This is a genomic window from Roseivivax jejudonensis (assembly GCF_900172265.1).
Taxonomy (GTDB): Bacteria; Pseudomonadota; Alphaproteobacteria; order Rhodobacterales; family Rhodobacteraceae; genus Roseivivax; species Roseivivax jejudonensis.
In genome coordinates, this window is sequence record NZ_FWFK01000001.1 from 439,968 (window position 1) to 460,532 (window position 20,565).

At 68.3% G+C, this 20,565-nt stretch carries 22 protein-coding genes; 7 read left to right on the forward strand and 15 right to left on the reverse strand.

Annotated features, from left to right (window positions below; genetic code table 11):
- Positions 1 to 2: 2 nt before the first annotated feature.
- Entirely contained in the window at positions 3 to 503 is a 501-nt protein-coding gene (locus ROJ8625_RS02160; protein WP_085790193.1) for an Lrp/AsnC family transcriptional regulator, read from the reverse strand.
- Between the two features lie 292 nt (positions 504 to 795).
- On the opposite strand from ROJ8625_RS02160, the gene trxB reads away from it, so the two are divergent.
- From trxB to ROJ8625_RS02175, 3 genes are all read left to right on the forward strand, one after another.
- Positions 796 to 1,800, forward strand: a complete 1,005-nt coding sequence (trxB, locus tag ROJ8625_RS02165) for a thioredoxin-disulfide reductase (protein ID WP_085790194.1) — start codon at positions 796 to 798, stop codon at positions 1,798 to 1,800.
- 178 nt (positions 1,801 to 1,978) lie between these two features.
- The gene (locus tag ROJ8625_RS02170) at positions 1,979 to 3,691 is read left to right on the forward strand and encodes a bifunctional sulfate adenylyltransferase/adenylylsulfate kinase (RefSeq protein WP_085790195.1); all 1,713 of its coding nucleotides are present in this window, start codon (positions 1,979 to 1,981) and stop codon (positions 3,689 to 3,691) included.
- A 100-nt stretch (positions 3,692 to 3,791) separates the two neighbouring features.
- The gene (locus tag ROJ8625_RS02175) at positions 3,792 to 4,853 is read left to right on the forward strand and encodes a Hint domain-containing protein (protein WP_085790196.1); all 1,062 of its coding nucleotides are present in this window, start codon (positions 3,792 to 3,794) and stop codon (positions 4,851 to 4,853) included.
- Here ROJ8625_RS02175 and ROJ8625_RS02180 read toward each other — a convergent pair.
- Both ROJ8625_RS02180 and ROJ8625_RS02185 read right to left on the reverse strand, forming a co-directional pair.
- Positions 4,850 to 5,077 (reverse strand): DUF1150 family protein, encoded by a 228-nt coding sequence (locus tag ROJ8625_RS02180; protein ID WP_085790760.1) that lies wholly within the window; start codon positions 5,075 to 5,077, stop codon positions 4,850 to 4,852. The two genes, ROJ8625_RS02175 and ROJ8625_RS02180, sit on opposite strands and share 4 nt — an antisense overlap.
- A gap of 5 nt (positions 5,078 to 5,082) precedes the next feature.
- On the reverse strand, positions 5,083 to 5,496 hold the full coding sequence (locus ROJ8625_RS02185) for an Hsp20 family protein (protein WP_085790761.1): 414 nt from the start codon (positions 5,494 to 5,496) through the stop codon (positions 5,083 to 5,085).
- 181 nt (positions 5,497 to 5,677) lie between these two features.
- On the opposite strand from ROJ8625_RS02185, the gene ROJ8625_RS02190 reads away from it, so the two are divergent.
- The 3 genes from ROJ8625_RS02190 (at position 5,678) to ROJ8625_RS02200 (ending at position 7,592) form a co-directional block, all read left to right on the forward strand.
- On the forward strand, positions 5,678 to 5,902 hold the full coding sequence (locus ROJ8625_RS02190; RefSeq protein ID WP_085790197.1) for a YdcH family protein: 225 nt from the start codon (positions 5,678 to 5,680) through the stop codon (positions 5,900 to 5,902).
- An 85-nt stretch (positions 5,903 to 5,987) separates the two neighbouring features.
- Positions 5,988 to 6,479, forward strand: coding sequence for a 5-(carboxyamino)imidazole ribonucleotide mutase (purE, locus tag ROJ8625_RS02195; RefSeq protein ID WP_085790198.1), 492 nt, complete (start codon positions 5,988 to 5,990; stop codon positions 6,477 to 6,479).
- A 45-nt stretch (positions 6,480 to 6,524) separates the two neighbouring features.
- Positions 6,525 to 7,592 (forward strand): 5-(carboxyamino)imidazole ribonucleotide synthase, encoded by a 1,068-nt coding sequence (locus ROJ8625_RS02200; RefSeq protein WP_085790199.1) that lies wholly within the window; start codon positions 6,525 to 6,527, stop codon positions 7,590 to 7,592.
- Here ROJ8625_RS02200 and ROJ8625_RS02205 read toward each other — a convergent pair.
- The 8 genes from ROJ8625_RS02205 to ROJ8625_RS02240 form a co-directional block, all read right to left on the reverse strand.
- Positions 7,589 to 8,731 carry an alpha-D-ribose 1-methylphosphonate 5-triphosphate diphosphatase gene (locus tag ROJ8625_RS02205; protein WP_085790200.1) on the reverse strand — a complete coding sequence of 381 codons (1,143 nt, stop codon included), beginning with the start codon at positions 8,729 to 8,731 and terminating at the stop codon, positions 7,589 to 7,591. The genes ROJ8625_RS02200 and ROJ8625_RS02205 overlap by 4 nt on opposite strands.
- The gene (locus ROJ8625_RS02210) at positions 8,731 to 9,573 is read right to left on the reverse strand and encodes a DMT family transporter (RefSeq protein WP_085790201.1); all 843 of its coding nucleotides are present in this window, start codon (positions 9,571 to 9,573) and stop codon (positions 8,731 to 8,733) included. The genes ROJ8625_RS02205 and ROJ8625_RS02210 overlap by 1 nt, the downstream gene beginning before the upstream one ends.
- A 7-nt stretch (positions 9,574 to 9,580) precedes the next feature.
- Positions 9,581 to 9,883 carry a hypothetical protein gene (locus ROJ8625_RS02215; RefSeq protein ID WP_085790202.1) on the reverse strand — a complete coding sequence of 101 codons (303 nt, stop codon included), beginning with the start codon at positions 9,881 to 9,883 and terminating at the stop codon, positions 9,581 to 9,583.
- A complete protein-coding gene (locus ROJ8625_RS02220; protein ID WP_085790203.1) occupies positions 9,880 to 10,368 on the reverse strand; it encodes a GNAT family N-acetyltransferase in 489 nt (162 codons plus the stop codon). The genes ROJ8625_RS02215 and ROJ8625_RS02220 overlap by 4 nt, the downstream gene beginning before the upstream one ends.
- A gap of 72 nt (positions 10,369 to 10,440) precedes the next feature.
- Positions 10,441 to 11,199: a meso-2,3-butanediol dehydrogenase gene (budC, locus tag ROJ8625_RS02225; protein ID WP_085790204.1), complete on the reverse strand. Its 759-nt coding sequence runs from the start codon at positions 11,197 to 11,199 to the stop codon at positions 10,441 to 10,443.
- Positions 11,200 to 11,645: 446 nt separating this feature from the next.
- Entirely contained in the window at positions 11,646 to 13,292 is a 1,647-nt protein-coding gene (gene groL / locus ROJ8625_RS02230; RefSeq protein WP_085790205.1) for a chaperonin GroEL, read from the reverse strand.
- 54 nt (positions 13,293 to 13,346) lie between these two features.
- Positions 13,347 to 13,658 carry a co-chaperone GroES gene (locus tag ROJ8625_RS02235; protein WP_085790206.1) on the reverse strand — a complete coding sequence of 104 codons (312 nt, stop codon included), beginning with the start codon at positions 13,656 to 13,658 and terminating at the stop codon, positions 13,347 to 13,349.
- A gap of 214 nt (positions 13,659 to 13,872) precedes the next feature.
- On the reverse strand, positions 13,873 to 14,541 hold the full coding sequence (locus ROJ8625_RS02240; RefSeq protein ID WP_085790207.1) for a DUF2161 domain-containing phosphodiesterase: 669 nt from the start codon (positions 14,539 to 14,541) through the stop codon (positions 13,873 to 13,875).
- Between the two features lie 79 nt (positions 14,542 to 14,620).
- On the opposite strand from ROJ8625_RS02240, the gene ROJ8625_RS02245 reads away from it, so the two are divergent.
- Positions 14,621 to 15,613: a TraB/GumN family protein gene (locus ROJ8625_RS02245; RefSeq protein WP_085790208.1), complete on the forward strand. Its 993-nt coding sequence runs from the start codon at positions 14,621 to 14,623 to the stop codon at positions 15,611 to 15,613.
- A 3-nt stretch (positions 15,614 to 15,616) separates the two neighbouring features.
- On the opposite strand, the gene ROJ8625_RS02250 is transcribed toward ROJ8625_RS02245, so the two are convergent.
- The 4 genes from ROJ8625_RS02250 to coaBC all read right to left on the reverse strand — a co-directional run bounded on the left by ROJ8625_RS02250 (position 15,617) and on the right by coaBC (position 20,505).
- Complete coding sequence (locus ROJ8625_RS02250) at positions 15,617 to 17,638, reverse strand: M3 family metallopeptidase (RefSeq protein WP_085790209.1); 2,022 nt, start codon at positions 17,636 to 17,638, stop codon at positions 15,617 to 15,619.
- A 109-nt stretch (positions 17,639 to 17,747) separates the two neighbouring features.
- Positions 17,748 to 18,821, reverse strand: a complete 1,074-nt coding sequence (locus tag ROJ8625_RS02255; RefSeq protein WP_085790210.1) for a HesA/MoeB/ThiF family protein — start codon at positions 18,819 to 18,821, stop codon at positions 17,748 to 17,750.
- A complete protein-coding gene (gene dut, locus ROJ8625_RS02260) occupies positions 18,821 to 19,309 on the reverse strand; it encodes a dUTP diphosphatase (protein WP_085790211.1) in 489 nt (162 codons plus the stop codon). The genes ROJ8625_RS02255 and dut overlap by 1 nt, the downstream gene beginning before the upstream one ends.
- Entirely contained in the window at positions 19,306 to 20,505 is a 1,200-nt protein-coding gene (gene coaBC / locus ROJ8625_RS02265; RefSeq protein WP_085790212.1) for a bifunctional phosphopantothenoylcysteine decarboxylase/phosphopantothenate--cysteine ligase CoaBC, read from the reverse strand. The genes dut and coaBC overlap by 4 nt, the downstream gene beginning before the upstream one ends.
- Positions 20,506 to 20,565: the final 60 nt, after the last annotated feature.

The window sequence follows — 20,565 nt, forward strand, 5'->3', positions numbered from 1 at the left end:
CGTCACGCGGAGCGCGAGAGCCGCTCTTCCAGCACATCGAACGGCACGCCCGGCTCGTCCTTCGCGCCGCGGATGACCAGCGACGTCTTGACCGACCCGACATTCGGCGCCGTCAGAAGCTCGGCCGTCAGGAAGGTCTGGAACGTCGACAGGTCCGGGGCAACGCATTTCAGGATGAAGTCGACCTCACCGTTCAGCATGTGGCACTCGCGGACGAGCGGCCACGACCGGCAGCGCGACTCGAAGGCCGACAGATCGGCCTCCGCCTGGCTCTGCAGTCCGACCATCGCGAAGACCTGAACCTCGAAGCCCAGTTCGCGCGGATCGACCTCGGCGTGGTATCCGCGGATGTACCCCTGCTCCTCGAGCGCGCGGACCCGGCGGAGGCAGGGCGGCGCCGAGATCCCGACCCGCTTGGCGAGTTCGACGTTCGTCATCCGCCCGTCTTGCTGCAATTCGGCGAGGATCTTACGATCGATCGGGTCGAGCCGATGGCCTGGCATTGGCAACTCCCTTGCGTCTTTTGCAGATCCTTACTCCTCACCTGCACCGAGCGCAATAAAGTTTCACGTCTCAACAACTTTATTGCGGCGGAGTGGGCAGGAAACGCTCTCGGCGCGGAATGCAGGGGCCTCAGCATTGGATGCGAACCCTCGCCGCCGCCACAAACGGTGACACGGCCCCGCGCCTCATGCAGGCCCGTCACGCCGTGCGCCAGCGATGCCCGGCCCGCCCTTCCACCCCGGCGCGTTCTCGCCTATATGCGACCGACACCCGAAACGGAGGACACGTCCCATGTCCGAAACGCGCCGCACCAAGGTTCTGATCATCGGCTCCGGCCCGGCAGGCTACACCGCCGGTGTCTATGCGAGCCGTGCGATGCTCGAGCCGATCCTCGTGCAGGGGATCGAACCGGGCGGGCAGCTGACCACCACGACGGATGTCGAGAACTGGCCCGGCGACACCGAGGTGCAGGGACCCGACCTGATGGTCCGGATGGAGGCGCATGCCCGCGCGATGGGGACCGAGATCATCGGCGACTACATCACGTCGCTCGACCTCGACACGCGCCCCTACAAGGCGCACGGCGACAGCGGCACCATATACGAGGCGGACGCGATCATCCTCGCCACCGGCGCGCGGGCCAAGTGGCTCGGCCTCGAGAGCGAGGAACGGTTCAAGGGCTTCGGCGTGTCGGCCTGCGCGACCTGCGACGGCTTCTTCTACCGCGGGCAGGAGATCGTCGTGGTGGGCGGCGGCAACACCGCCGTCGAGGAAGCGCTGTTCCTGACCAACTTCGCTTCCAAGGTGACGCTGGTGCATCGTCGCGACACGCTGCGGGCCGAGAAGATCCTTCAGGATCGCCTGTTCAAGAACCCGAAGATCGAGGTCGTGTGGGATCACGCGCTCGACGAGGTGACCGGCACGGACAATCCGCTGGGCGTCGAAGGTGTGAAGATCCGCCATGTCGAGACCGGCGCGATCACCGAGCTGTCCGCCAAGGGGGTGTTCATCGCCATCGGGCACGCGCCCGCCAACGAGCTCGTGAAGGACAAGCTCGAAACGCATATGGGCGGCTATGTCGTGACCAAGCCCGACTCGACCGAGACGTCGATTCCGGGCGTCTTCGCCGCCGGCGACCTGACCGACCACAAGTACCGGCAGGCGGTCACCAGCGCAGGCATGGGCTGCATGGCCGCTCTCGAAGCCGAGCGCTGGCTGGCCGAGCAGGATCTCGACTCCGGCAAGGACGAGACGGAACCGCTGGGCTATGGCGCCCCGGTGGACGAAACGGCCTGAGCGGTCCGGCCGCCTCTGCGGGCGGCCGGCTCGACCGCCACGCCGCGAGTCCTGCGTATGCTGCAATGCGGCATTTCGGCATCGGGAAGCCGCCGCCGGCCCAAGCGGCTTGAACTCTCTCAAGGTAAGGGTCTAAGGGCGCGGCGACCGTTACGCTCTGGCCGAAGAGAGAAGTTGCATGAGCCTGCCCAACCTTGCCCCGATTCCCGAACTCTACGTCTCCTTCGACAGCGCACAGAAGCTGAAGGTCGAGGCCGGCAACCTCGTCAGCCACGACCTGTCGCCGCGCCAGATCTGTGACCTCGAACTGCTGATGAACGGTGGCTTCTACCCGCTGAAAGGCTTCCTCGGCAAAGACGATTACGACAGCGTCGTGGACAACATGCGGCTGGCCGACGGATCGCTCTGGCCGATGCCGATCACGCTCGACGTGTCCGAAGCGTTTTCCGAGACCGTCGAGCTCGGCCAGGACATCGCGCTGCGCGATCAGGAGGGCGTGATCCTCGCCACGATGACGGTCACCGACATGTGGACGCCGGACAAGGCGCGTGAGGCGGAAAAGGTGTTCGGCGCCGATGACGACAAGCATCCAGCGGTCAACTACCTGCACAACACGGCCGGCAAGGTCTATCTCGGCGGCCCGGTGACCGGCATCCAGCCCCCGGTGCACTACGATTTCCGCGCCCGCCGCGACACCCCGAACGAACTGCGCGCGCGCTTCCGCAAGCTCGGCTGGCGCAAGGTCGTCGCGTTCCAGACGCGCAACCCGCTGCACCGCGCGCACCAGGAACTGACCTTCCGCGCCGCTCGCGAAAGCCAGGCGAACCTTCTGATCCATCCGGTCGTCGGCATGACGAAGCCGGGCGACGTCGATCACTTCACCCGTGTCCGTTGCTACGAGGCGGTGCTCGACAAGTACCCCGGATCGACCACGACGATGTCGCTTTTGCCGCTGGCCATGCGCATGGCCGGCCCGCGCGAGGCGGTCTGGCACGGCCTGATCCGCCGCAACCACGGCTGCACCCACTTCATCGTGGGCCGTGACCATGCCGGGCCTGGAAAGAACTCGGACGGAGAGGATTTCTACGGGCCCTACGACGCTCAGGACCTCTTCACGCAGTATCAGGACGAGATCGGCATCCAGATGGTGCCGTTCAAGCACATGGTCTACGTGCAGGAACGCGCGCAATACGAACCCGCCGACGAGATCGTCGATCAGGATCAGGTCACGATCCTCAACATCTCCGGCACGGAGCTGCGGCGGCGTCTGCAGGAAGGTTTGGAGATCCCCGACTGGTTCTCCTTCCCCGAAGTGGTGGCTGAACTGCGCAAGACCCGGCCGCCGCGCTCGCAACAGGGCTTTACCGTCTTCTTCACCGGCTTCTCGGGCTCCGGCAAATCGACCATCGCCAACGCGCTGATGGTCAAGCTCATGGAGATGGGCGGCCGTCCGGTGACGCTGCTCGATGGCGACATCGTCCGCAAGAACCTGTCCTCCGAGCTCGGCTTTTCCAAGGAGCACCGCGACCTGAACATCCGCCGTATCGGCTATGTCGCGTCCGAGATCACGAAGAACGGCGGCATTGCCATCTGCGCGCCGATCGCGCCCTACTCCGCGACCCGTCGCGCCGTGCGCGAGGAGATCGAACAATACGGCGCCTTCGTCGAGGTCCACGTCGCCACCTCTATCGAGGAATGCGAGCGCCGGGATCGAAAAGGGCTCTACAAGCTCGCCCGCGAAGGAAAGATCAAGGAGTTCACCGGCATCTCCGACCCCTACGACGTTCCCGAGGCGCCCGAATTGCGCGTCGACACCGAGGGCCAGGAGGTCGACAACTGCGCGCACCAGGTGGTGCTGAAACTCGAATCGATGGGCCTGATCGCAGGTTAATCCGTCGGTGCCGGCGCCTCGCGAAGAGCGTGCCGGCACGTCCGCATTAACTTAAAACAAAGCTGTCCGCGCATAGTCTCCGCCGCCGGAGGCCTGTGCGATGACGGACGTTGCGAGTTGGGGTTGGCTGCAGCCGACCCTTTATCCCGGCTGGACTGCCGCGAGCGACGATAACCTCGACTCGCGCCTGGACGGCATCAATGTCGACATCTCCAATTTCTACGAGGTGACGATCCGCGATGCGGATGGCGACGGCATCGTCAGCGATACCGACGCCGATGACGGGTCGAATGTCGCGCCGGGAGAGGGCGTGATCGGACCCTCCGGATTAACCACCGTGCGCGAGGTCGCCCGCTACGACGACAGCGAGGCCCTGGCCGGAGGCGTGACCTATACCGGCTTGGCGGCCGCCGTCATGTTGTTCGACGACGGAAGCTGGGCCGTCCGGCTTCATGACGAAACCCTGCCGCCGACGCTGTGGCCACGACAGGTGGCATCGCTGCGTCTCGGCACCTGGGACGGTGTCGAGTACTCCGGCGCCTACACCGCCTCGTTCGACGAACCGCTCTGTTTCGCCACCGAAACACCGCTGCGGACGCCTCATGGCTGGCGCCGGGCCGGCGATCTGCGCCTCGGCGACCGTGTGACCCTGTTCGAGGGTGACACGGCGCGGATTACGTGGCGTGCGTCGGCCACCCTTCCCGCGCGAAGCCGACGGCACGCGCCCGTGGTGCTGCCACCCGGAGCGTTCGGTGCGCGGTGCCGCATTCGGCTGTCACCGCTGCACGGGGTCCTGATCCGCTCGTCGGCCGCGACCCTTCTTTTCGGAAAACAGCACGTGCTGGTCGCAGCGCGCGATCTGGTCGGCCACCGTGGCACGAAAATCGTACCCGCGTCGCGTGTGACCTACGTGCACCTCGGCGTGGGGCGCCATGCAATTTTGCAGGCACCGGGGCTGGGCTGCGAAAGCTACAGGGGCGGTCATTGGGCGGAAACTCTGGTCCGCGGCGCGACGCGAAGCGGGATGCGCGAGACGCCACGCTATCCGTCGTGCCTCCCGGTCCTGACGCGTCCGGAAGCGCGCGTGTTGATGAACTACATGCGCGCCGGACTCACCGGCGCGCCGTCACTATCGCAACGTCCCTATACCGATGCCTCTTAGTGCACCGTCACCGGGGCGAAGTCGTTCTGACGTGCCAGCACGAAAGCGAGGCCACGGTCGCGCACGAGCGCCAGCCGTTCGCCGTCGGCGCGATGCACGGCATAGAGCGTATCCAGACCCTCGGCCTGGATTTGCACCTCGTCGGGAAGGTCGGACACGGCCACGGGCCGGACATAGACGATACGGCCTTCATCGACCGCGTCGAAGTTCACCTTGGTATCCATCGTGTTCACCCCTTCTTGATGTCGATCGTCTGAACGACGGTTTCCGGCCGCGAGAGGCTCAGGTCCACGTGCAGAAGACCGTTCTCCATTTGCGCCTCACGCACCTCGACCCCGTCCGCGAGGACGAAGCTGCGCTGGAACTGCCGCGCCGCGATCCCGCGATGCAGGAATACGCGCGACGTGTCGTCCTCACGCTGACGCCCGCGGATCACCAGCTGGCGATCCTCGACCGTGATCGACAGGTCATCCTCCGAAAAGCCCGCCACGGCGAGCGTAATCCGGTAAGAGCTGTCGGACGTCTGTTCGATATTGTAGGGCGGATATCCTTCGTTGCCCGACTTTGCGGTCCGCTCGAGCAGCCGCTCTAGCTGTTCGAAGCCGAGCATGTGGGGATGCGACCCCAAGGTGAGTTTGGTCATCGACATGTCCTTTGTTCAAGCGACCGTCTGGGCGGGCCCCTTTTCGGCGGCCCCCTCGTGAGAAATATGGTGCCGTCCAAGGCGCTGTGCAAGTCCGCGAGCCTCGCTCCGGCCTTTGCGACGAATGGCTTATCAGCTATAGTGGCAGCCTCCCGGCAGCTGACATTCAAGACCAAGAGCCATGAACGCCCCCACCGACCTGTCGATGAAAACTGAAGACGTGCTCCGCACGGAACTCGAGTATTTCAAGCGCGAGCACCGCGACCTCGACGACGCCATCCGCGCCCTTCAGGAACGCGGCACCGGCGATGCGCTGACGCTGCAGCGTCTCAAGAAGAAGAAGCTGCAGCTGAAGGATCACATCGCGCTGATCGAGGATCGTCTGTTCCCCGATATCATCGCCTGACGGCCTGCGCAGTCGCCGCGCCGGCAGCGCCATTGCACCGGCCCCGACGCCCGCTATAACGCCGCGAACAGCGAACGGAGGGCGCATGGCCGGGACAGCCGAAGTCGGTATCGTGATGGGCAGCCAGTCGGACTGGCCGACGATGGAAGAGGCCGCCCGGATCCTCGACGCGCTCGGCGTCGCGCACGAGACGCGCATCGTCTCGGCGCACCGGACGCCCGACCGGCTGTGGTCCTACGGAACAGAAGCCGCGGGTCGGGGCCTGAAGGTCATCATCGCCGGCGCCGGCGGCGCGGCGCACCTGCCGGGCATGATGGCATCAAAGACCCAGCTTCCGGTGATCGGCGTGCCGGTCCAGTCGCGCGCCCTCTCCGGCGTCGACAGCCTCTACTCCATCGTGCAGATGCCGCGCGGCTTTCCTGTGGCGACGATGGCGATCGGCGCGTCGGGCGCGGCCAATGCCGGGCTGATGGCGGCACAGATCCTCGCGCTGTCGGATCCGGCGCTGGCCACCCGGCTGGCCGAGTGGCGCGCCGACCTGTCGGCCGCGATACCGGAGGAGCCCGAGCGCGGCTGAGACCGCGCCGTCCGCCTGTCCACGCGCACAAAAGGTACGGATCCGATGACAGACGCACTTTCCCCCGGCCAGACCGTCGGCATCCTCGGCGGCGGGCAACTCGGCCGGATGCTAGCGGTCGCCGCATCGCGCCTGGGTCTGCGAACCCATGTCTACGACCCCGCCCCCGGCGGACCGGCCGCGCAGGTCGCGCAAGACGTGACGACGGCCGGGTGGGACGACACAGAGGCGCTCGCCGCCTTCGCGGACTCGGTCGACGTGGTGACCTACGAATTCGAGAACATCCCGACCGATGCGCTCGACGTGATCGAGTCGAAATGCCCGATCCGCCCGAGCCGCGAGGCACTGCGCGTCAGCCAGGACCGGCTGACCGAAAAGGAGTTTCTCGCCGGGCTCGGCCTCGGGACCGCGCCCTTCGCCGCGGTCCACGACGCCGCCTCCCTCGATGCCGCGCTGGAGCGCATCGGCACGCCGGCGATCCTCAAGACACGGCGCTTCGGCTACGACGGAAAGGGACAGGCGCGCATCGGGGATCCCACCGAAGCGGCGCAGGCGCTCGAGGCGATGTCCGGCGCGCCGGCGCTCCTCGAAGGCTTCGTTCCGTTCGACCGCGAGATCTCGGTCATCGCGGCGCGCGGGCTGTCGGGCGACGTCGCATGCTTCGATCCCGGCGAAAACGTCCATGCGGAGGGGATCCTGCGCACGACGACCGTGCCTGCCGCACTGTCCGAGGCGCGCCGGACCGATGCGGTTCTGATGGCCGCGCGGATCCTCAACGCGCTCGACTATGTCGGCGTCATGGGGGTGGAGTTGTTCGTCACCGCCGACGCCCTTCTCGTCAACGAGATCGCGCCGCGCGTCCACAATTCGGGCCACTGGACACAGAACGGCTGCGCCGTCGACCAGTTCGAGCAGCACGTGCGCGCCATCGCCGGCTGGCCGCTCGGCGACGGGCAGCGGCACAGCGACGTGGTCATGGAAAATCTGATCGGCGACGAGGTGGACCGCGTTCCGGCGCTCTCGCGCGAGGCCGACACTGCGCTGCACCTCTACGGCAAGGACGCCGCGCGCCCGGGCCGCAAGATGGGCCACGTGAACCGCATCCGCCGCTAACGCGCGGCGATCAGGCGTTCTGCGGCGTCTCCGCGAAGGTAGCTCACCCGCCCGCCGGCGATCGTTCCGGCGACGCGATCGTCATCGTCGAGAATGACGAGATCGGCGCGCAACCCATCGGCAATGCATCCGCGATCGGCCAGACCCAGAAGGCGTGCCGGTCCCTCGGAAACGAGGCGCCACGCGGCTGTCCAATCCAGCACGCCGAGCGACACGATCCGCGCGACCGCGGCGAGGGGCGCCGGGTAATGATAGTCCGAGGCCAGCGCATCGCAGAGCCCCGCCGCCACGAGATCGACGGCGCTGACATTGCCCTTGTGGCTGGCGCCGCGCACCACGTTGGGCGCGCCGAGAACGATCCCGTCGCCGCCGGCGCGCGCGCCCTCGGCCGCGACGCGCGTTTCGGGAAACTCGGCGATGGTGGCGCCCCGCGCCCGCCAGGCCGCGCGCTCCTCCGCCGTCGCATCGTCGTGGCTGCCAAGCGTGACGCCGCGCGACGACAGATCGGAAGCGAGCGCGGCCGATGCCGCCGCGACCTCGGGTCCGCGCGCGTGCAGGCCCAGCATCAGTTCGAAATGTGCGTCCGGACTGCGACCCGATTTCAGCGCCTGCCCGGTCATCTGCTTTGGCCGGCGACCCTCCTCCAGCCGGTCATGCTGAAGATGATCGTTGAACACGAGGTAATCGATGCCGTGCCGCGCCGCGATCCGCGCCACCCGCGAATAGTCGTCGATCATGTGCGTCTCGAGCCGAAGCTGCATCCGAAGGTCCGTTGCGACCGCGGACCGCATCTCCGCCCAGTCGGCACAGAGGGCCTCCGCAAAGTCTGGCCCGCGCAAGCCGCCCTCCCAGCTCCAGAACTGGGCCAGAACGCCGGTCGTGATGCCGTTCGCCGCAAGCTCCGCCTCGGTCGCAAAAAGGCCCGCGCGGGTTTCGCGCAGGGCCCCGCGCCGCGGTGCCACATGCCGCTCGAACCCGTCGCCGTGCAGGTCCACGATCCCCGGCAAAAGGCGATAGCCCGACAGGTCGGCGTTGGGGGCGTCATTTTCGGCGAACCGGCCCGCGGCGATCGCCACCGGCGCGTCCGACCATCCGTCGCGCCTCAGCGTCGTCGCGCCGGACAGAACGAGGCGCAGCATCAGCGCCGTCCCAACGGAAGGACCGACAGCGCGACGCCGCCGAGCACGACGGCCGAGGCGGCGAGGAATTCGGCCGAGGGCACCTCGCCCAGAAGGACCGCCCCGCCGGCGATGGCAATCGGCGGCACGGTCAGTTGTGCGACGGCCGCGACACTCGCCGGCAGCGACGGCAGGACCGCGTACCACAAGGCATAGCCGAGGCCGGAAGTGATGGCGCCCGATACCACCGCGAGGGCGATGCCCGGGACGCTCGCCGCGCCGCTGCCCGGCAGGGCGAGCGCGATGACGAGGCCCAGCGGCGCGGCCAGAACGAAGTTCGCCGCGGTCCCGACCAGCGGATCGCCCGCGCCGCGCCCGGCCAGCGAGTAGATGCCCCAGCCGAGCCCTGCCGCCGCCATCGCCATACCGTGCGGCAGCGACACCGCGACACCCGAGCCGGGCCAGAGCAACCAGACCAGACCGGCAAAGGCGACGCCGGTCCCGACCCAGCGGCGCAGCGGCGGCCGTTCCCCGCCCGCCAGCGCCCCGGCAGCCATCGTCACCTGAACCGTGCCGAACAGGATCAGCGCCCCTAGCCCCGCGTCCAGCGCGAGATACGCCGCCGAGAAGCCGTAGATGTAAAGGAGGAGCGACCCGACACCGATCGCGCGGCGCGACCCGCCAAGGCTCATCCTCCCGCGCAGCACGAGGCACAGGCCGGCGAGCATCAGTGCGCCAGACCAGAGGCGAATTGTGCCGAACAGGCCGGGATCGATCCCGCCCGCGCCGACGGCGAGACGGTTCAGCACCGAGTTGGCGGCAAACGCCACCATCGTCAGCGCGGTCAGCAGGGCAAGGCGCATGGGCGGGTCAGTCTCCGGGCGGATCGGCGCGAGCCTGCGCGGCTTCGGCGATGCCCGCAAGCATGTCGGCAGACGTCCGTCCATCGCGGGCCGCAGCCTCGGACATCCTGGCGCGCAGGCGCGGCGGCATCTGCACCGGCAGATGGCGTGCCGGACGCGGCGCAGCCGGCGGCACCGGGCCATCGTGCATCTCCGCGATCCGGCGCAGCGCATCGGCCAGACTGCGGCCCCGGGCATGGGCGCGCAGGTGCGACACTGCAGCCGCGCTCAGCGGCACGCGCACGATCCGGCGCGGATCCTTCCGGCTCATGACGCCGGGCTCAGCGCCTTGGGATAGGTCAGCGTCGCCGTCGGTGCGTCTTGCCCCGGCCGCGCCAGCGCGGTGTGCGCGACAGGGTAGGGCGAGGTCAGGTTACGCGCCCGCGCGACCGAAAAGCCGCAGCGTTCGTAGAAACCCGGCTCACCGAGTACGACGACGGTCTGCCCGGCGGCCACGGTCCAGGCCGACAGCATGCCGATCATGCGCCGGCCAACCCCCTGGCCCTGCGCCTCCGGCGCGACTGCGACCGGCGCGAGGCAGAGCCAGCCGTCGGGCGCTCGCATTGCCGAGAGGGCAAAGTATCCGACCGGCCCGTCATCGCCGGGCACGATGCACTCGCCCGCGATGCGGCCCTCGCGCCGAAGCGCGGTGACGATCCGCGCCTCGTCCGCCTGTCCGAACGCCGCACGCAACAGGGCGTCGACGGCCGGCTCCTCTCCGGGCTGCATCTCGCGAAGGAACTGGGTCCGAAACATCTCTCTGCTCTCCGACGGAAAACGGGCCGCCCCGGTCGGACGGCCCGTCAGCCGCTAGCATGCGGACGCAGTTCACGCCATGTCGGGCTGACCGTTCGAGGCCGAAAGCCCGCCATCGACCGCGAGGTTCACGCCGTTGACGAACCGGGCATCTTGACTGGCGAGAAACGCGATCACGCCGGCCACCTCCTCGGGCTCCGCCGCGCGGCCAAGGGGTATGCGTCCCTCGAAGGTTTCAAGCAGTTCGGGATTGTCGCGCAGCCCGGACGTCATGTCGGTCGCCGTCATCGACGGACACACCGCGTTGACGCGCACGCCCGTCCGCTTCGCGTCGAGCGCCATGGCGCGCGTCATGTTCGTCACGCCACCCTTGGCCGCGTTGTAGGCCATCATGCCCCAGTCGCCGCCGGTGCCCGACACCGAGGACACGTTGACGATGGATCCCTTGCGCGACTGCAGGTCCTTCGCGACCGCCCGGCCCATCAGGAAGACGCCGGTCAGGTCGATGCGGATCACCTCGTCCCAATCCTCGGGCGCGACCTCGTCGAGCCTGCCCTGCGCGACGATGCCGGCGTTGTTCACGAGAACGTCGATCCCGCCGAACCGGTCGCGCGCAGCGGCGGCGATGCGCTCGGCATCGTCACGATTGCCGACATCGGCGGCGACGACCTCGGCGTGCTCGAGCGTTTCGGCCACCGTGTCGAGCTTGTCCTTCGTGCGGCCGACGAGCACGATGTTCGCGCCCTCCTCGTGAAAGCGGCGCGCGGTCGCCGCGCCGATACCCGAGCCCGCGCCCGTGACGATGACGGTCTTTCCCTTGAAGCGTTGCATGCGGTCCTCTGTTCGTTGATCCCGAACAGAACCGCCGCGCTGCAGCGTCGTTCCTTCGCAAGGCGGTGAACGACAGAAGGGCCGCCCCGATGGGACGGCCCTTCGTGCAGCCCGGAAGGAGGCTGCGAAACGTTCAGACTTGCGATGCGGGGCGGTCGCCCGGCGCGGGTCGCACGGCTGTGCGGCGTGCGGCGAACGCGATCAGTGCGCCGCTCAGGCCGAACATGCCGGCCACCGATGCAAGCATCAGAAACGAAACGATGACAGGATGCATTGGTGCTCTTTCTCGTCTTGCCTGGCGACACAACATACCGCAACCGCGCGGAGTTCCGCCGATCATTATTTCAAGTCTCGTAGGCTGTTGCCCAAAAACACGAAAAAGGGCCCGCGCGGTTCGCGCGGGCCCCGATCCGAGGACGCTGTCCCGTGCGGGACGGGGCGCATGATTACATCATGCCGCCCATGCCGCCCATGTCGGGCATGCCGCCGCCGGCACCGCCGCCGCCGTCCTTCTGCGGACGGTCCGCGACCATCGCCTCGGTGGTGATGAGCAGGCCGGCGATCGACGCCGCATCCTCGAGCGCGGTGCGCACGACCTTCGCCGGGTCGATGACGCCGAACTTGAACATGTCGCCGTACTCGTCGGTCTGGGCGTTGTAGCCGAACTTCAGGTCTTCGCTCTCGCGGATCTTGCCCGCGACGACCGAACCGTCGACGCCTGCGTTTTCGGCGATCTGGCGCAGCGGGCTCTCCAGAGCCTTGCGGACGATCGCGATGCCGGCGTTCTGGTCGGAGTTGACGCCGGTCAGGCCGTCGAGCGCCTTGGCGCCCTGGACGAGCGACACGCCGCCGCCGACCACGATGCCTTCCTGAACCGCGGCGCGGGTCGCGTTGAGCGCGTCATCGACGCGATCCTTGCGCTCCTTCACCTCGACTTCGGTCGCACCGCCGACGCGGATGACGGCAACGCCGCCGGCCAGCTTCGCGACACGCTCCTGAAGCTTCTCGCGGTCGTAGTCCGAGGTGGTCTCTTCGATCTGCGTGCGGATCTGGTTGACGCGGGCCTCGATCTCCCCGGAGTCGCCTGCACCGTTGACGATGGTGGTCTCGTCCTTGGTGATCGACACGCGCTTCGCGGAGCCGAGCATCTCCATGCCGACGTTCTCGAGCTTCATGCCGAGATCTTCGGAGATGACCTGGCCACCGGTCAGGATCGCGATGTCCTGCAGCATGGCCTTGCGGCGATCGCCGAAGCCCGGTGCCTTCACGGCCGCGATCTTGAGGCCGCCGCGCAGCTTGTTCACGACGAGGGTCGCGAGCGCTTCGCCTTCGACGTCCTCAGCGATGATGAGGAGCGGCTTCTGCGACTGGATGACCTGCTCGAGCAGCGGGACCATCGGCTGCAGCGACGAGAGCTTCTTCTCGTGAAGCAGAATGAGGCAGTCGTCGAGCTCCGCGATCATCTTCTCGGAGTTGGTGACGAAGTAGGGGCTCAGGTAGCCGCGGTCGAACTGCATGCCCTCGACGACTTCGACGTCGGTCTCGGTGCCCTTGTTCTCCTCGACGGTGATGACGCCTTCGTTGCCGACGCGCTGCATCGCGTCCGCGATCATTTTGCCGATCGACTCTTCGCCGTTCGCGGAGATGGTGCCGACCTGGCCGACCTCGTCGGAGTTCTCGACCTTGCGTGCGGCGTTGCGGATGTGCTCGACGACCTTCGCGGTCGCGAGGTCGATCCCGCGCTTGAGGTCCATCGGGTTCATGCCGGCGGAAACCGCCTTCACGCCTTCTTTCACGATGGACTGGGCGAGGACGGTCGCGGTGGTTGTGCCGTCACCGGCCTCGTCGTTGGTGCGGCTGGCCACTTCCTTGACCATCTGCGCGCCCATGTTCTCGAACTTGTCCTCGAGTTCGATCTCTTTCGCGACCGACACACCGTCCTTGGTGATGCGCGGTGCGCCGAACGACTTGTCGAGGACGACGTTGCGGCCCTTGGGGCCGAGCGTCACCTTCACCGCGTCCGCGAGCGTGTTCACGCCCTTGAGCATGCGGTTGCGTGCATCCGTTTCGAACTTAACGTCCTTGGCGGCCATGTTTCTTCACTCCTGATTCAGGAAAACTTGGGACGATTGGAAGGGATCGGGGGATCAGGCCGCGGCGGCCTGCGATGCGTCCTCGACAATGCCGAGGATGTCCGATTCCTTCATGATCAGCAGGTCTTCGCCGTCGATCGACACCTCGGTGCCCGACCACTTGCCGAACAGGATCTTGTCGCCGGCCTTCACGGCCATGTCGATCAGCTCGCCCGAATCTTTGCGCGCGCCGTCGCCACACGCAACGATCACGCCCTCAGCCGGCTTTTCTTTCGCGCTGTCGGGGATGATCAGACCGCCCTTGGTCTTATCGTCGCTCTCGACACGACGGACCAGGACACGATCATGGAGCGGTTTGAATGCCATCTTCGAGTCTCCTTGGCTCAAAGTTACGTTCGGGCCCCCCACGATGAGCGACCCTTTAGCACTCACGTTCGTCGAGTGCTAACGGCGCCGAAATAGGGAAGGCGCCAAAAGGTGTCAACTGGAACGATCCGGGTTTTTTCACGGCCGCCTCGCGCCCTTGAGAGACCGATGTGAGATCCGGTGCCATCCGATGCAACCCCGGCGCCAAACGGCGTCAGTCCGCGCCGCTCTCGGCCCAGTCGGCCAGCCCGCGCCGGCCGTCCTCGGTCAGCCCGTAGACACCGCGCGACACGCGCACGAACCAGCCGTAGTGATTGTCGGCCATGATCCGCCGGGCGGTGGCGACACCGGTCGCCGCGGCCACCGCCCGCGCCGGGCACTCGCCCGTTCGAGCAAGGTGCATGGCACAGGCGATCGCATCCTGCCGATAGCCGGTGACGATCCCGTGCCGCGTCGCGCCGCCGGCATTCGGATCGCCGCGCAGTCGCGCGAAATCGCGCAGAAGCCGCGTTTCTGCCTTGCGGTTCCGGCGCGGCGCGTAAGGGCCCGGATCGCAGCGTGCCTCGACCCTGCCGTCCTCGCGAACAGTGAGAAACCCGAGCCCGAGCCGACGGCACAAGCGCGTGTTCTCCAGCAGGATCCGCCGCGCCGTGCGTCCGCGTGGGGCTGGAACGGCGATGTAGACATGGTCCGTCAGCGCCATCCGCGCGACCGCCTGGTGATAGAGGCGGAGAGACAAGCCGAGCTTGAGTTCCACCACGACGGCGGGCGCGTCCTCTCGCACCGCAACGAGGTCGGCCGCGCCGACCTCGCCCTTCACGGTGTAGCCGAGCGCCTCGAGCCAGCTCTTGACCGGCGGGTAGAGATCGCGTTCGCGGTTCATCGTGCCGCACCGTGCCGTCTTCGCTTGTCCGCCGCAATCGCGTCGCCTAGCGTCCGGCTGACCCTATCGGAGGACCCTCATGCGCCGCCTGGCCCTTCTCGCGACCGCGTTCAGCCTGTGCCTCGCCCAAGGCGCGTCCGCCGAATGCGAGGGGCGCGATCTGCGCGCGACACTCGATCGGGACGAGCGCGCGGAACTGACCGAGGCGCTGGCCGACAAGCCCTATGCCGAGGGCAATCACTGGATCGCCCGCCGCGACGACACCGTGATCCACCTTGTGGGCACCATTCACCTCTCGGACCCGAGGCTCGAAGGCCCGGCCGAGCGGTTGGCTCCGGTCATCGCCGACGCCCGCCACCTGCTGCTCGAGGCGACGCCGGACGGCCTCGCCGAGTTGCAGGACCGCCTGTCGACAGACCCGGGATTGCTGGTGCTCGAAGACACCACCCTGCCCGAGCTCATGCCCGAGGCGGAGTGGCAGCGACTGGCAGAGGCGATGCGGGCGCGCGGGATCCCCGCCGTCCTCGCCGCGAAGTTCCAGCCCTGGTACCTCGCGATGCTCCTGGCGGTGCCTGCCTGCGCCGCCTCGGCGCTCGGCGAGAACGCCGGCCTCGACATGCGGCTGCAGGAGGTCGCCGAGACCGCCGGGACCCCGATGCAGGCGCTCGAAGGCATCGAAACGGTGTTCGAGGCCTTCGCCGACGCCTCGCTCGAGGATCAGGTCGAACTGCTGCGCGCCAGCCTGATCGACACCGATGTGAGCGGCGACATGTTCGTTACTCTCCTCGCAACCTATTTCGACGAGAAGACGGGCGAGAGCTGGGAGTTGAACCGCATTCTCGCGCGTCGCGCCTCGCCGGCGAGCGCCGAAGAGCTCGACGCGATGTACGCCGAGATGGAGAGGACCCTGCTGATCGACCGCAACCACGCCTGGATGCCGGTCATCCTCGACGCGGCCGGGCCCTCCGGTCCGATCGTGGTTGCGGCCGGCGCGGCGCACCTGCAGGGCGAACACGGCCTCGCCGCGCTCCTGGCCAAAGATGGCTTCTCGCTCAGCCGCGCGCCGTTCTGACCATCAGGCGGCGAGCCCGCGCCCCTTGAGCAGAGCCTCGACCCCCGGCATCTGGCCGCGGAAGCGCACGTAGAGATCGCCCGCTTCCTCGGCGCCGCCGCGCGACAGGATCGTTTCCTCGAGCCGCTGCGCCATCGCCGTGTCGAAGGCGCCACCCGCCTCCTCGAAGGCCGCAAATGCGTCCGCATCCATCACTTCGGACCACATGTAGCTGTAGTATCCGGCGGAGTAGCCGTCGCCGGCGAAGACGTGGGCGAAATGCGGGGTCGCGTGCCGCATGACGATGGCCTCGGGCATGCCGATGCGGTCCAGAACCTCGGCCTGCATCGCCATCGGATCGGTTGGCGCCGGCCCGTCGTGCAGCTCCAGGTCGACGAGCGCCGAAGCCACGTATTCGACCGTCTGGAAGCCCTGTTCGGCATTGTTGGCGGCGCGTAGACGCTCCAGCATCTCTGCCGGCATCGGCTCGCCTGTCTCCACGTGCGTGGCGAACTCGGACAGGACCTGCGGCACGTCGAGCCAGTGTTCGTAGAGCTGTGAAGGCAGCTCCACGAAGTCGCGCGCCACGTTCGTGCCGGCGATCGACGCGAATTCCACATCCGAGAGCATCTGGTGCAGCGCGTGGCCGAACTCGTGAAAGAGCGTGCGCGCGTCGTCGTAGGACAGGAGCGCCGGCTGGCCAGCGGCGGGCTTCGCGAAGTTGCAGACATTGACGACGACCGGCGATTGCGGCTCAGGCCGCTTGGCCTGAAGCCGGAACGCCGAGCACCACGCGCCCGACCGCTTGGACGACCGCGCGAAGTAATCGCCAATGAACACCGCGACGTGGCGGCCGTCGCGCGTGACCTCCCACGCCCGGCAGTCGGGGTGATACAGGGGGGCCTCGATCTCCTCGAACGACAGTCCGAAGAGACGGTGCGCACAGGCCTGCGCGGCGGCGATCATCCGGTCGAGCTGCAGGTACGGCTTCAACGCCGTCTCGTCGAGATCGTGCTCAGCCTGCCGCCGCTTCTCGGCGTAGTAGCGCCAGTCCCAGGGTGCGAGCGGGCCGTTCACGCCGTCCGCACGCATCAGATCCTCCAGCGCGGCCTGATCCTCCAGCGCGCGGGCGCGCGCCGGCTCCCACACGGCGACGAGCAGCTCGCGCACCGCTTCCGGCGTCTTGGCCATCTCGGTCTCGAGCTTCCAGCGCGCGAAGGTCGGGTACCCGAGGAGGCTCGCACGCTCCTCGCGGAGCGTCAGCACCTCTGCGGCGATGTCGCGGTTGTCGGTCTCGCCGCCACTTTCGCCCCGCGAGGTCCACGCACGCCACGCGGTCTCACGCAGGTCGCGACGGGCGGAGAATTGCAGAAACGGCACGATCAGCGACCGCGACAGCGTCACGACCGGGCCATCTGCGCCACGTTCCTCCCCCGCAGCGCGCGCCGACGCGATCAGCCAGTCGGGCAGCCCGTCAAGGTCAGTCTCCGCCAGGGTCAGCTGCCACCCGGCCTCGTCCGCCAGCAGGTTCTGCGTGAAGGCTGTGCCGAGGACCGACAGCCGCGCCTTGATCTCCTTCATCCGCGCGGCCTCCGGTCCCGCAAGCGCGGCACCGGAACGCACGAACCCGCGGCGCGTGAGTTCGAGCAGGCGCGCCTCCTGCGGCGACAGGCCGAGCTGGTCGCGACGGGTCCAGAGATCCTCGATCCGGTCAAAGAGCGCGCGGTTGCCGTAGATCTCGGAGGCATGATCCGCGAGCTTTGGGGCGATGTCGCGCTGCAGCTCCTGTCGCCGCGGATTGGTGTCGGCGCCAGCGAGGCCGAAGAAGACGCTCAGCACCCGGTCGAGCGAACGGCCCGCACCTTCCAGCGCGAGGATCGTGTTCTCGAAGGTCGGCGGCTCCGGATTCTCGGCGATGCCGGTGATCTCTGCCAGATGCTCGAGCCGGGCTGTCTCGAAGGCCGGGGCCACATGTTCGTCGTCGATCGCATCGAAGCGCGGCAGCCCGTGCGGACCGTCCCAGTCGGACAGAAGCGGATTGGTCATGGCGTCGTCTCCTTCACTCGGGCGCCGCTGCGACCGCGGTCCTGCGGCAATGCGTCCTGCGGTTCAGATATGCGTGCGCCGGCCGAACGCCAGTGATTGCTTCGCCGTTTCAGGCGCCGCCGCAGACCGGGCAGCCGGGCCGACGCGCCAGCGTGATCTTGCGGGTTTCTCCCCAGAGCGCATCGTAGATCATCATCTCGCCCCGCAAGGGAGCCCCGGCGCCGGTGACGAGCTTCACGGCTTCGACGGCCATCATGGCGCCGACGACGCCGGGGAGCGGGCCGAGAACGCCGGCCTCGGCGCAGGAAGGGGCGAGGCCGGGCGCGGGGCGCTCGGGAAAGATGCAGGCATAACAAGGCGTTCCGCCGGCGGGATCGAAGACCGACAGCTGGCCCTCCCATTGGCTGAGCGCGCCGGAGACGAGCGGGAGGCCGGCCCCGGCGGCGACGCGATTGGACAAATAGCGGGTGTCGAAATTGTCAGATCCGTCCAAAATCACGTCGAAATCTGCAAAAAGCTCGGCCGCGATCCCCTCCTCGAGCCGGCGGTGATAGGGCCGCACCGTGACATGCGGGTTCTGCGCCCGCATCGCCGCCTCGGCCGAGAACACCTTGGGCATACCGATGTCGGCGTCGCGATGGATCACCTGACGCTGGAGGTTGGCGTTCTCGACCACGTCGTCGTCGATCACGCCGATCGTGCCCATGCCGGCGGCGGCAAGGTATTGCAGCGCCGGTGCGCCCAGTCCGCCGGCGCCGATCACCAGCACCCGCGACCGGCGCAGCGCCGACTGGCCCGGGCCGCCGATTTCGCGCAGCACGATGTGACGCGCGTAGCGCTCCAGCTCGCCCGAGGACATCGCGCCGGTCCGCGCGGCCGCGGGCGCGCTTTCGGACAGCTCTGGCGCGGCCTCGGCCGTCTCCTTTTCGGTGGCGCGGGCCTGAACGCGCGAGAGCACCTTGCGGTAGGCCAGCACGAGCACGCCGATCCCGCCCAGCACCAGCCAGAGCCCGGCGCTGCCGCCGGTTGCCTCTCGCACGGGATGACCGGCAGGCAGAGCCACCTGCACGGCCAGGACAAGTACGTAGAGCAGGCCGAGCATGTAGAGCCGGGCCTGCCGCGACGCCCCCATCAGATGGCCGAATCCCCAGATCGCGGCCGCGAGGAACAGAACCAGCAGCATCAGGCGCGCCCCGTGGAGCCGAAACCCCCTGCCCCGCGCGGCGTGTCCGGCAGGGTGTCGGCCGCCTCGAAGACGGCGCGCACGACGGGGGCAAAGACGATCTGCGCGATACGGTCGCCGTGCGAGATTGTCACCTCCGCATCGCCGGCGTTGAGCACGATCACGCCCAGCGGTCCGCGATAATCGCAGTCGATGGTGCCCGGCGCGTTCGGCAGCGTCAGACCATGACGCAGCGCGAGGCCGGAGCGCGGCCGGATCTGCGCCTCGTAGCCTTCGGGCAACGCGAGGCGCAGGCCGGTCGGCACCAGCGCCCGAGCGCCCGGCGCCAGAGTGATGCGACCGCGATCGGGCAGGTTCGCCCGCAGGTCCGCGCCCGCCGCGCCGGCCGTTTCATAGGTCGGCAGGCCGAGCGTGCGATCGGCCTCGGCATCCCATGCGAAGGCGACGCGCACCGGGCCAGCCGCGGGACGGGCATGCTCCGCGGTCATGCGGACCCCAGAGCGTCGGCGATGCGCCGCGCCAGTGCCATCGCCACGGCGTCCTTGGTCATGCGCTCCCACGTCTCCGCGCCGGTGTCGGTCACGAGGGTCACCGCGTTGTCGGTTCCGCCCATGATCCCGGTCGCGGGCGACACGTCGTTGGCGACGATCCAGTCGCAGCCCTTGCGCGCCCGTTTCTCGGTGGCGTGACGGATCACGTCGTCCGTCTCGGCCGCGAAGCCCACCACGAGGCGGGGCCGGCCCTCCTCGAGCCGCGAGACCTCGGCGAGGATGTCGGGGTTCTCGGCGAAGTCGAGGACAGGCGTCCCGGAGGCCCCCTTCTTGATCTTCGATGTACTCTCAGAGGTCACGCGCCAATCCGCGACCGCCGCGGCAAAGATCCCGGCATCGACCGGCAGGGCGGCCCGCACGGCCTCGTGCATCTGGCGCGCGGTCTCGACCTTGACCACGGTCACGCCGTCTGGCGGCGGGATGCGCGCCGGTCCGGTGACGAAAACCACGTCGGCGCCGAGCCCGGACAGCGCACGCCCGAGCGCAGTGCCCTGCGCGCCGGACGAGCGGTTGGCGATGTAGCGCACCGGGTCGATCGGCTCGTGCGTCGGGCCGGAGGTGACGAGGACGCGCCGCCCGGCAAGGGGGCCGGACGCGAGCGCGGATTCGATCGCCGCCACGATCTCCAGCGGTTCGGCCATGCGGCCGGGCCCGTACTCGCCGCACGCCATCGAGCCATCGTTCGGGCCGACGCTCGTCACCCCGTCGGCGGCGAGGGTCGCGCGGTTGCGCCGGGTGGCAGCGTGGTCCCACATGCGCACGTTCATCGCCGGCGCGATCAGAACCGGCGTGTCGGTGGCCATCAGGAGCGTGGAGGCGAGGTCGTCGGCATGACCGTTCGCCATCTTCGCCATGAGGTCCGCGGTGGCCGGCGCCACGACCACGAGGTCGGCCACGCGAGACAACTGGATATGGCCCATTTCGGCCTCGGCCGTCAGGTCGAACAGGTCGCGATGCACCGCTTCGCCCGCCAGCGCGGACACCGACAGGGGCGTGACGAACTCCTCGGCCGCCCGCGTCAGCACCGGCGACACCGCCGCCCCGCGTTCGCGCAGCCGCCGGATCAGGTCCAGCGACTTGTAGGCGGCGATCCCGCCGCCGACGATCAGAAGAATACGTTTGCCCGCCAGCACCAGGCTACCCCCGTCCGTCCTGCCGCGCGGAGCCTAGGGCGCGCGGCATCCGGCGACAAG